10 protein-coding genes and 1 pseudogene are annotated in these 11,868 nt (G+C 27.3%); 9 read left to right on the forward strand and 2 right to left on the reverse strand.

Features of this window, described 5'->3' with window-relative positions; all coding sequences use genetic code 11:
* Window positions 1-6: 6 nt before the first annotated feature.
* A pseudogene (locus I2E98_RS05520) lies at window positions 7-839 on the forward strand (MATE family efflux transporter).
* Window positions 840-929: 90 nt separating this feature from the next.
* Here I2E98_RS05520 and I2E98_RS05525 read toward each other — a convergent pair.
* Window positions 930-1,664 carry a ferric reductase-like transmembrane domain-containing protein gene (locus I2E98_RS05525; protein WP_195467970.1) on the reverse strand — a complete coding sequence of 245 codons (735 nt, stop codon included), beginning with the start codon at window positions 1,662-1,664 and terminating at the stop codon, window positions 930-932.
* Window positions 1,665-1,883: 219 nt separating this feature from the next.
* Between I2E98_RS05525 and I2E98_RS05530 the strand changes: the two genes are divergently transcribed.
* The 5 genes from I2E98_RS05530 to I2E98_RS05550 all read left to right on the forward strand — a co-directional run bounded on the left by I2E98_RS05530 (window position 1,884) and on the right by I2E98_RS05550 (window position 8,321).
* On the forward strand, window positions 1,884-3,332 hold the full coding sequence (locus I2E98_RS05530) for a leucyl aminopeptidase (RefSeq protein WP_195467971.1): 1,449 nt from the start codon (window positions 1,884-1,886) through the stop codon (window positions 3,330-3,332).
* A gap of 262 nt (window positions 3,333-3,594) precedes the next feature.
* Window positions 3,595-4,188 (forward strand): GNAT family N-acetyltransferase, encoded by a 594-nt coding sequence (locus tag I2E98_RS05535; RefSeq protein WP_195467972.1) that lies wholly within the window; start codon window positions 3,595-3,597, stop codon window positions 4,186-4,188.
* 144 nt (window positions 4,189-4,332) lie between these two features.
* A complete protein-coding gene (locus I2E98_RS05540; RefSeq protein WP_195467973.1) occupies window positions 4,333-6,171 on the forward strand; it encodes an ATP-binding protein in 1,839 nt (612 codons plus the stop codon).
* Window positions 6,172-6,223: 52 nt separating this feature from the next.
* Complete coding sequence (locus I2E98_RS05545; RefSeq protein WP_195467974.1) at window positions 6,224-6,871, forward strand: YoaK family protein; 648 nt, start codon at window positions 6,224-6,226, stop codon at window positions 6,869-6,871.
* Window positions 6,872-7,097: 226 nt separating this feature from the next.
* Window positions 7,098-8,321 (forward strand): hypothetical protein, encoded by a 1,224-nt coding sequence (locus I2E98_RS05550; RefSeq protein ID WP_195467975.1) that lies wholly within the window; start codon window positions 7,098-7,100, stop codon window positions 8,319-8,321.
* 99 nt (window positions 8,322-8,420) lie between these two features.
* On the opposite strand, the gene I2E98_RS05555 is transcribed toward I2E98_RS05550, so the two are convergent.
* Window positions 8,421-9,488, reverse strand: a complete 1,068-nt coding sequence (locus I2E98_RS05555; RefSeq protein WP_195467976.1) for a PTS sugar transporter subunit IIC — start codon at window positions 9,486-9,488, stop codon at window positions 8,421-8,423.
* A gap of 258 nt (window positions 9,489-9,746) precedes the next feature.
* Between I2E98_RS05555 and I2E98_RS05560 the strand changes: the two genes are divergently transcribed.
* The 3 genes from I2E98_RS05560 (at window position 9,747) to I2E98_RS05570 (ending at window position 11,797) form a co-directional block, all read left to right on the forward strand.
* Window positions 9,747-10,358 carry a hypothetical protein gene (locus tag I2E98_RS05560; protein WP_195467977.1) on the forward strand — a complete coding sequence of 204 codons (612 nt, stop codon included), beginning with the start codon at window positions 9,747-9,749 and terminating at the stop codon, window positions 10,356-10,358.
* 563 nt (window positions 10,359-10,921) lie between these two features.
* Window positions 10,922-11,395 carry a C-GCAxxG-C-C family protein gene (locus tag I2E98_RS05565; protein ID WP_195467978.1) on the forward strand — a complete coding sequence of 158 codons (474 nt, stop codon included), beginning with the start codon at window positions 10,922-10,924 and terminating at the stop codon, window positions 11,393-11,395.
* Between the two features lie 18 nt (window positions 11,396-11,413).
* On the forward strand, window positions 11,414-11,797 hold the full coding sequence (locus I2E98_RS05570) for a VOC family protein (RefSeq protein ID WP_195467979.1): 384 nt from the start codon (window positions 11,414-11,416) through the stop codon (window positions 11,795-11,797).
* Window positions 11,798-11,868: the final 71 nt, after the last annotated feature.

Raw genomic sequence — 11,868 nt, forward strand, 5'->3', positions numbered from 1 at the left:
TAATATATGGAGAGTAAAAGGAAAAATACTTTAGGAACAGAAGCGGTAAACATATTATTAAGAAAGTTTGCTATTCCAAGTATAATAGCTATGCTTGTTAGTGCATTATATAATATTGTTGACCAATTTTTTATCGGAAGAAGTGTTGGAGAGCTTGGAAATGCAGCAACTAATATAACATTTCCTCTTACAACATCATGTATAGCAATAGCATTATTATTAGGAATTGGAGCATCTGCAGCTTTCAATCTTACATTAGGAAAAGGTGATAAGGAAAAAGCTTTAAATTACATAGGTAATTCTGCAGTACAAAGGTAAATCAAATTTATATGTCAATAGTAATTGGTTTATCTCAAGGATTACAACCTATAGTAAGCTTTAATTATGGAGCTAGGAAGTATGAGAGAGTAAAGAAAGCATATAGAACAGCTATTACTTATGGAGTAATTGTATCTGCAATAGCACTTATTGCATTTCAAGTATTCCCAAGACAAATAGTATCAATCTTTGGTTCTGGTTCAGAAGCTTATTATGATTTTGCAGTTAAATACTTTAGAATATTTTTATTATTTACATTCTTAAATTGTTTCCAACCTATATCATCTAATTTCTTTACTGCTATAGGGAAACCTAAGAAAGGTATATTCCTTTCATTAACGAGACAGATATTATTCTTATTACCTTTAATAGTTATATTACCTATATTTATGGGCATTGATGGAATAATGTATTCAGGGCCTATTGCTGATTTTATAGCAGGTGTTGTATCTATGGTAATGATATATATTGAATTTAAAAATATAGGTAGTAATATGGGATTTGAAAGGAAAATAGTATAATTAAGAATCTTCATAGAAAAATTTAAAAGTAGTATCTATGACCTAAGTGGTAGATACTACTTTAAATTAGAGAGTTGGAACGCTTTTTATTTAATTTTGAGCGTCTTTTAGTGCATAATTTACTGTAGTTTTAGATTTATTTAAAGATTTTTTATTTATTGCTTTAGCAATACGCATTGCAGCGTATGTTAAAAACACTAAACTATATATTAAAACGTTTAATATATACTGTGAGTTACCAGCTTTGGCTAATGGAGTCATTATAAGCATTACATGTACATAAATTAATCCATAAAAAATATAAGCAAGTCTTTGAAGTTTCTTCCAAGATTTGTACTTCATTTTCTTTCTTATACTTGGGAAAGATGTAATCATAAGTGGAAGCATAATAACTATTAAAATTACACTTATAATTGCTGCTAAAAGCATATTTATTGACATTGATTTTGGGTTTGTAAATAATGTTACAAAATGATATCTACCAAAAACAATATTATGGGCAAGTGTAAGAATACTTGCTATAATAGATAACTCTGCCCTAATTGGCATTAAAATTTTCATTAATTTACTACCATTTTTTAATGCGCCTGTATACATAACTATTACAAAAATTGAAGTAGCAAAGGCGCTTTTTGTAAATAGAGGAAGTATATAAGTATTAGCAAAATGTGATAAATTTGAAAGAACCCCGCTATATGAAGCTATAACTAAAGCTATTGATATAAGTGCAGATATTACATAACAAAGTTTTGAGTGCTTTTTTATAAAATTACGGCCTATAAAAATAATAAATATTGTTATTATAATAGAAATTAAAAAGTTCATAATTACCTCCTAAATTTTTTAAATATCAACTTATAACATAAAAAAGTATATATAAAAGAAAAAATGAAATCAATAATTATTCTCAATTAAACAAATATAGTTAAAAAAATATAAATATCGTTAAAGTGGCATTAAATGTAAGCTCCCCGGAGGTGGTTACATTTTTTAGAAATTTATAGTATAATAAAGGAAAATTATTAAGTAAAGGAGAAGCAAAGGATGATAGAAGTAAAAGATTTAACTGTAGGAAGTTTTGAAGGTGCTATTAATCTTATATATGAAGATAAATCTTCAAATAATAAAATAGTTGAAGGTTTGAAAGCTAAAAAAGTATTTGAAGGAAAAAGCGGACAAATATTTTATAGAACTACTGAAGAACTAAATTATGAAATTTTTGTAGGGCTTGGAAAATTTGATGAGTTAGAAAGAACAGATTTAATAAATGCAGTTGCTAAGGGAATAAAGCAAGCTGAAAAATTAAAAATAAATAACTTAAGTATTAATTTTATAAAAGTTAATGGATTATGCACAGGTGGAGTTACTAAATCTATAGTACAAGGTGTAAAATTAGCATGCTATAAGTTTGACAAGTATAAAGCCAATAAGGAATCTTACAACCCTGATGTAACTATAATAGGTGGACCAAAAGAAAAGTTTGCAAAGATGAGAGAGAAAATAAAAGAGGCAAGTAATGTTGCAGATGGTATTATTTTAGCTCGTGATCTTGTAAATGAGCCTGCTAACATATTATATCCAGAAACTTTAGCAGAAAGGGCAGTAGAAGCAGGAAAAGAAAGTGGATTCGAAGTAGAAGTTTTTGATGAAAAGCAAATAGAAGAGTTAGGAATGAAAGCATTCTTAGAAGTTGGAAAAGGATCAGTGCATAAGCCAAGATTAATTGTTATGAGATATATGGGTAGTGCTAATAGTGATGAAAGAGTGGGACTTGTAGGTAAGGGTCTTACTTTTGATACTGGTGGATATTCTCTTAAGCCATCAACTTCTATGGATACTATGAAAAGTGATATGGGTGGAGCTGCAGCTGTTATCGGAACAATGAAAGCTCTTGCTAAAAATAAGGTAGAAAAAAATGTAGTTGCAGTAGTAGCAGCTTGTGAAAATGCTATTTCAGGTGGAAGCTATAAGCCAGGAGATATTATTGGTTCTATGGCAGGTAAAACTATTGAAGTTTTAAATACAGATGCAGAGGGTAGATTAACTTTAGTTGATGCTATAACTTATATTATTGAAAAGGAAAAAGTAGATAAGGTAGTAGATGTAGCAACTCTTACAGGAGCAGTATTAGTAGCCCTTGGATCTGAAATAACAGGAGTATTAAGTAATGATGATGCTTTTTATGAAGAGTTATTAGTTGCAGCAAATAGAACAGGAGAAAAATTCTGGAGATTACCTAATGATAAGTGCTTTAAAAAGTTATATAAGGGTGATTTTGCAGATCTTAAAAATACTGGTGGACGTTATGGTGGAACAATTACTGCAGGTATGTTTATTGAGGAGTTTGTACAAGATAAGCCTTGGTTACATTTAGATATTGCAGGAACTTCTTGGACTGATGGTGGAAATGATACTACACCAAAGGGAGGAACAGGAGCGCCAGTTGCAACTTTATATGAATTAGTTGTTAAGCATAAGTGTAAACATAAATAAAAATAAATTAAAAAAGAAGTCAAATTAATTTTGGCTTCTTTTTTAATAAATGAAAAGATATCTTTTCATTACTAAAATAAGAGTACATTAATTTCCGGTTAAAAGAAGTACATTTGTATTAATTTACAATTAAGTTTATTAATAATTATGAACATATAAGTACATATTTTAACATCCACAAAGCCTTAAATATATAATTACTTAAAAATATAATAAATATATAAAGTTTTTATTATATTTTTTAAAGAAGAGAGGAATTTTTATGGAAAGTTTCACGTTAAGAGAAGCAACAAAAGGAGACTCGACAATTATTGCAGAACTGGTATATAAAACAGAAGATGATCCTGAGCACGTCTGGGGTTATGGCAGTAAGGATGAAATAATTCATAGAATAAAATGGCTAATAGAAAGTGAAGATTCTAGGTATTCATATAAGAATGTTGAAGTTGCAGAACTAGAGGGTAAGATTTGTGGAGCTATAATATTAATAAAAGGAAAAGATTTATCAAAGCTAGATTTAATAACAATTATAAAGTTAATTAAGTATATTAAAGGAATAAAAAATAAAATTAGATTTTTAAAAGATGTTATTTTAGAATTAGGGCTTAATGAGTGTGAGAAAAATGAGTTTTATATTGCTAATTTGGCTACTTTAGAAGAGTATAGAGGTAAGGGAATTGGAAAAGCTCTTATAAAATTAGCTGAAGAAAGTGCTAAAAAAGCAGGATATAAAAGTTGCTCTTTGTTAGCAAAAGATGCTGGTGTTAAAAGTTTTTATGAAAAGTTAAACTTTGTATTTGAAGAAGAAGAACCGTATTATTCTCATACTTTATATAGAATGATTAAAGTTATTTAATTTAATAGATAGTACTTTTTGAAATAGTGATTATATAGTGAAATAAATAATCGCTATTTTTATATTACAAATATAAATAAAAATGTAATATAATTGTAATTATTTATATATAAAGACAGAATTTTAGTATCAGAGGATGTAGAAATGAGAGTGTGTAAAGAAATTTTGGATAAAATGCCTATAGCTATGTTATATGTAAAATGTAGTTTTGGGAAAAATGAAGATTTAAATATGGAAATTGAATATGTTAATGATAAAATGCTTCTATTATTGGGTATGGATTACAAAGAAGTGATATATAAAGATTTTTTTGATGTTTTATCAGAGTATAAGGAAGATAAAGATTTTATTAAAATATTAAAGAATCCTAGTGGTAAGAATTCAAATTATACTAAGTACATTAAACAATTAAAGGATTTTATTAATATAATTATACAAAAAGAAGATGATAATCATTTTTCATTATACTTTGAAAATTGTATTGATAAACGTTTCTTAGAAGATATTCAGAGAAAAGATCAAATTTTCTTTATTAAGGATATAAAAAATAGATATGTTTATGCCAGTGAAAATTTTAAAGTGCTGTCTGGATGTGATAATGAAGATATTTATGGATTAGACGATATTAAAATATTTGGACAAGATAAAGGGAGAAAATATGCAAAATGTTGTGAAACATTTATAGAATCAAAAAAATTTTATCGCAGAGAAATTTGTAAATTAAAAGATAAGCTTTATTCACTTCATAGATATGCATTATATAATAATAATGAAGTAATTGGAGTTATAGGAATTCTTGAAGATATAATTGGGAAAATGGAAAAAATAAATGATGGCAATACGTTATCTTATATAACTAATAATATATCTGAGTATATAATTCTCAAGGATAGTCATGGAGTTTATTTAGATTGCAACAATAGTTTTTTAAAAGATTTAAGTCTTAATAGAGAAGAAGTTATAGGTAAAAAAATTAGGGATATTCCTAAATTAAATAATGTGGTTAAAAATACTACTAGCACAGATTTAGAGGTTGTTAATACAGGGCGTAAAAAAATATACAATGAGAAAGTTTTAATTAATGGAAAACATGTAGAGTTTGAAATAATTAAAGAACCGTTTATGGATAGTTATGGTAATTTAGTTGGCATTATTGATACAGTAAGAGATATTTCTCATAGGAGTGAAATTGAAAGATTAAGGCTAGAGTTTTTTGCAAATTTATCACATGAGTTAAGAACTCCTTTAAATCTAATTTTTGGTTCATTACAAACTATAGACTTACTAGAGAAAGATTTATTAAATAATAATAGTAGATTAAAAAAGTATATTGAAATAATAAGTCAAAATTCCAAACGTCTATTAAAATTAGTTAATAATCTAATAGACTCAACTAAATTTGATTGTGGATATTATGAATATGAGCCTAAAAATTATGATATAGTACATTTTATAGAAAATATAGCTATGTCTGTTGCTGAATTTGCTAAACAAAATGATATCACTTTAACTTTCGATACAAATGTTGAAGAAAAAGTTATGGCCTTTGACTTGGAGAAGTTAGAGAGAACAATGCTTAACTTACTTTCTAATAGTATTAAGTATAATAATTCACCAGGAAAGATAGATGTTATATTAAAAGATTGTAATGAAACGTTTAATATAACTGTAAAGGATAGTGGAATTGGAATTCCAAATGATAAGTTGAAAGTTATTTTTGAAAGATTTAAGCAGGTAGAAAATAGGCTTAGAAAAAGAAGTGAGGGAAGTGGCATAGGTTTATCTCTTGTAAAAGATCTAATTAAAATACAAGGTGGTATAATAGAAGTTAAAAGTGAAGTTGGTGTTGGAAGTGAATTTACAATAAAGTTACCAGTTAAAGTTGTAAGTGATAATGGAGAGAGTAAAGAATCAAATTATAGAGATTTATCTGATAGTATGGTAACAAGAATGAATATAGAGTTTTCAGATATTTATATTTAAATATAAAATTTATTATTGAACAGTATAGAAGAATGGAATATGGTAGTTAGATATGAGTAAGCAATATTCAGAGTCATTAAGAATTGGAATTTTATTAGCATTAGCAGGTGGTTTTTTAGATGCATATACTTATTTATGCAGGGGAAAGGTATTTGCCAATGCTCAAACAGGAAATATGGTTATGCTAGGCATTAGTTTTTTAGAAGGTAATACTACTAATGTAATAAAATATATAATACCTATTATTGCTTTTGCAATTGGTGTTTTATTAGCTGAAATTATAAGGCATAGCTTATTAGAACATGAAAAAATTCATTGGAGACAAGCAGTATTAGCAATAGAGATAGTTTTGCTTATATTTGTAGCATTTATACCATATGATTATATTGCAAATACTTTAATTTCGTTAATTTGTGCAATGCAGGTAGAAAGTTTTAGAAAATTTCATGGGAATGCTTATGCCACTACAATGTGTACAGGTAATTTAAGAAGTGGAACAGAAAAATTAGTTATTTTTATAAAAAATAAAGATAGAAAGCATTTGAAAATAGCCCTTCAATATTATTTTATAATATTTATTTTTTGCTTTGGAGCTTTTATAGGCGGGATTTTTTCAAGAAATATAGGAAGAAAGGCTATATTAATTTCATGTATTCCACTAGTATTATCATTAGTTATAATGAGCTATAAAAGGGAATAAATTATTTAAATTGTAATTAATTATTAACTTGAAAGTAGTAACAATTTGTAACCTTTAAGAATATTAATATATAAATAAATATTATAAAGTAGTACTTAAGCTAAGTGTAGCTAGAGTACTACTTTTGTACTTTTAAAACACAAAACTTACATAAAGTGCGACTAAATTTTATTTTATTTGGAAATACTGATAAAAGCAGAAAGGGTAGAGAATGGAGGTCGTGGTAATGAAACAAAAGTGTGAGAAGTGTGAGAAATGTGGTAAAGATGCTATCTTTTTTGATGCTAATTTACAATTATGGTTGTGTGAGGATTGCGTTAAGAGGGAGTACAAAACCTTTGATTTAGAGGAGTTTATAGAGAAAAATGATAAAGATAGATATAGTGAAGAACTTAATAATATATTAATTGCTATGGAGAAATTATGTAACTCTATAAGTGAATCAAATAATAGAAGAATTGAAAGGCAATTTAAGAATACACCATATTCTAAGGATTTAAATGAGTTATTATCTGCTATGACAAGGGAAAGATTAGCTAAGATTGCTGAAACTTTAGGTATTAGGAAAGTTTATAAATATAAAAAACAGGACTTAAAGGAAGTTTTATTATCATCTTATGAAAAACTTATATTAGAAAAGTTTGAACTTTTAGATGAAAAGGCATTTAAGTCTTTAAGAAAATATTCTAAAAATGATGGCGAAAGAATTTTAGATAATATATCTAATGATGAAGGAATTTATATAGATTATTTTGTTGAACTTGGAGCAATATTTCCAGTTGAAAATAAGGATGGTAATAAGGTGTTCTTAATGCCAACAGTAACTCAAGAGCTTGTTAAAATATTAGAAGATTTTCAAGTGAGACGTAAAATTAAAAATAATACTAAGATAATAAATTTATATAGGGGAATGGTTAGAGCTTATGGTTTATTAGAAGTATATCAAATTGTTCAGTTTGTAAAGCAATATTTAGTTGAAGAATATGATCATCAGTACTTAGTTAATATTTTAAAGGAAAGTTCTAAATATAGTGATGAATATATTGTTGAAGGTGTCTTTGTATTTAATTCCAATATAGATAATTATATTAATCTTTATAATAATATTAATAGAAAAATGAAAAATAGAGATTATAGAAAATTCTCTGAAAGTGAATTATTATCGTTATCTAAGAGTAATTGGGAAGTTAATAATAGTTATGCAAGGGATTTTAAACGAAGATTTTTAAATTATTTCATTATGTCAGAAGAGGAAATAGATGACTTCTTAAAGTTTTTATATGCTATAGCTCAGGAGAAAAGTTTAGATGAAATCCTAAGTGAGATAAGAGGTATGATTCAAGAGGAAGAAGCTAAGGAAATAGGTGTAGATATAATTAAAAAATATGTTATTAATTTACCTATTTGGACCAATAAAGGAAGATGTATAAAAGAGTTAAAAATTAAATAGTGATATAAGTATTAAAGTGGATTATCAATAGTAAAGTGAACTGCCCTATGTCTACTTCACAGGGGACAGTTCAGATGATGATTCACTTTAATTTTTATATTACAAGTCTAAAGCCATATCACCTTGTTTAATCCATTCTTTCTTACGCATAAATTCGGAAATTATAAATGTAAGAAGGGCTGGAAGTACAAAATGCATTACTATTATTTGTAGCATAACTATTTTTGATGAAGCTGTTTGTGTCATTGTTTGATAAGCCATAATTTGTCCTACAAATCCTGCAGATCCCATACCAGATCCAGTTGCATTATTAGTCATCTTTAAGAAGGTTGAAGAAATAGGTCCTAATATTGCACTAGATATAATTGAAGGTAGCCATATTACAGGTTTTTTAATTATATTAGGTATTTGAAGCATTGATGTACCAATACCTTGTGCAAGGAGTCCACCAAATTTATTTTCTCTATAGCTTGCAACAGCAAAACCAACCATTTGGCAACAGCATCCTACAACAGCAGCTCCAGCAGTTATCCCATCAAGATTTAATATAACCCCAATAGCAGCAGAACTGATAGGTAGTGTTAATAATATACCCATAATTACAGAAACTAAAATACCCATAATAAAAGGTTGTTGTTCCATAGCAAACATTATTATTGTTCCAAGCCAAGTCATAAATTCTGATATTGGAGGGCTTAGAAGTAATCCAACAGTAGAACCAACTCCGATGGTAACAAGTGGAGTTATTATAATATCAATTTTTGTTTTACCAGCAATAAGACGTCCAACTTCAATTCCTACAACAGCAGCAATAAATGCACCTAAAGGTTCTCCAGGGCCAGAAAGTGTAATAACTCCAGTATCAGACATAATGCTTCCAGCAAGTATCTTAGTAGCGAAGCCACCCACCATACCTGATACTGCTGCAGAAATTACTACAAGAGGAGTTTCTTTAAATTTATAAGCTACTCCAACACCTATTCCAGCACAAGTTGCAGCAGCTGAAATCTTACCTATAAGAAAGATAGTAGTGCCTATGCTTCCATCTATCAGATTACCTATTTGTTGTAATATAGTACCTATTATTAATGTAGAAAATAGGCCTAAGGCCATACCACTTAATCCATCAATAAATATATGATTTAAGTATTGTTTTAAGTTTTTCATAATTAATGTGTCCCCCTTTAATTAATAAGTGTATATACATGTGTAATGTTGAGTTAAGTTTAGCATAATTTGGACGCAGAGGTCAATTTATTTTAAAGTTACTAAAAAGTTACTAATGTAAGTATTATCTTCCATAAAATGTATCTGCCTCCGGGGTCAATCCAAATATTGGATTAACCCCGAAGGCAGATTTGTTAGAATAAAAAGTAAGATTCAGATGTAGAATTATAGTAAGATTGATATATTTGGAGGAAGTATATGTCATCAGATATTCAGGAAATAAGTAATTTGAAAGAAATTTTATGTAGGAAAAAAGTTGCTGCAATAAGGAAGAAATATTATAAGGCTGAAAAGAGAGTTTGTAAGAAGATATTAAAAAATAATGATGGAGATTATGAATTTCTAATTAAAAGTAGTTTTGTAGAGTTTAGAAAAAGATATTTCAGTAATCTTTATAATGTTATTAATGGTATAGTAAATAATTCTATAGGAAGTATAGAAGGAGAAATGAGGGCTTATATTTCTGAGAAGGAAAGAAGTAGAACATTTGAGGTTATATCTTTAATAAGAAGTATTTTAGACAGAAATAATATAATATGGGCATTGCATAAGGAATACTTGGACTGCAGAAAAGATTGTACGTGTCCAGAAGTTATTACCATCGTCATTGGACAACAATATAAAAATTTAGCATTAAATATTTTTAATATGTTAGGAACTATGGAAAATGGACAGATTTTTGTAATTAATAATGTAAGAGTTAGAATAGCTTTTAATTTTATTCTTGAAGATAATATATATAATTTAACTAATAATAATATAAGATACTGTATATTAGAAGATGAATCATTACCAATACTAACTCCATAGGTAGATTACCTCTAGTTTGAAAATACATATAAACTAGAGGTAAATAAAAAAATATTAATCTTGAAAGAGGTTTTTGGGAAAAATTCCAAAAATCAGAAAACTTTTTAAAATATATAGAAAAACAAAAATAATATGATATAATAAATACATAACAGGAAAACGTATACAATATATAAAACGGGAGGATTTAATATGATTGAAGAATTAAAAGTTGTAGAAATTAATAAGGAAAAAGAAGAGAAAAATGATGAAGCAAAATCATCTGAAAAAGAGGCCATACTTAAAGAGTATGAAGATACATTAGGGTATTAAGAGAATTTAAATTATAAACTTATAAGAGCTGATGGGTAAGGTCCTTATAGTTTATCTATGGTATTTAGGGTAAAACAATTATGGTATAAAAGGGTATTAAATAAGATGCTAAATAGCTTGTCCTATTTAGCATCTTATTTTTTTTATTGAAATAAATAGTATTATTCCGTAAAATACCAACTAGAGACATTGAGTCAAGTTATAATTTTAGTAATGTTTTATTTAGATATTTACTTTAGGAGGAATTAAAAATGCAAATGAAAAAGGAAGTTAGTATTAATAAGATAAAAAAGGATGCTGAAGATTTATTTAGAGGGGGATTTTTCTGCTCTGAAGCAGTGATGAGTAGTATTAGAAGTAATTTTGAATTAGATATACCTGAAATTGTTATTGCAATGGCATCTGGGTTTCCTGTTGGAATAGGTAGATCAAAATGTTTATGTGGAGCTGTTTCAGGAGGGGTAATGGCATTAGGGCTATTTTTTGGAAGAACAGTACAAAATGATCCTAAAGTTGAAAAGAATTTAGAAGTAGCAAAGGAGCTACATGATTATTTTAAAGTAGCTAATGGAAAGAATGCTTTATGTTGTCGCATATTAACAAAAGAATTTGATATGGGAAAAGGTGAACATAAGGAACAATGTATTCATTTAACAGGATTAGTTGCTGAAAAAGTAGCTGAAATAGTAGTTAGAGAATTTAATTTAAAAAATATTGATGAATAACTTTAAAAAGGAGAAATTATGAGGATAAATAAAATACATCATGTGGCAATAATTTGCTCAAATTATGAAATATCAAAGAAATTTTATACTGAAATATTAGGACTTAAGATTATTAGAGAAGTATATAGAGAAGAAAGGGAATCTTATAAATTAGATTTGGAGCTTGGAGATAGTCAAATAGAGTTATTTTCCTTTAAAAATTCTCCTGAAAGAGTAAGTTATCCTGAGGCAAGGGGACTTAGACATCTTTCTTTTGAAGTTGATAATATAGAAGAAACTATTAGTTATTTAGAGAGTAATGGAGTAAAATGTGAGCCAATAAGAATAGATGAATTTACATTAAAAAGATTTACTTTTTTTGAAGATCCAGATAAATTACCTCTTGAATTATATGAAAAATAGAAGTCAATATTATACTTTAAATTGTTTTAATAGTCTCATTAATTTTTATTATAAAAATTAAACCCTATAAA

It is taken from the genome of Clostridium sp. D43t1_170807_H7 (assembly GCF_015555905.1).
Classification (GTDB): Bacteria; Bacillota; Clostridia; order Clostridiales; family Clostridiaceae; genus Clostridium.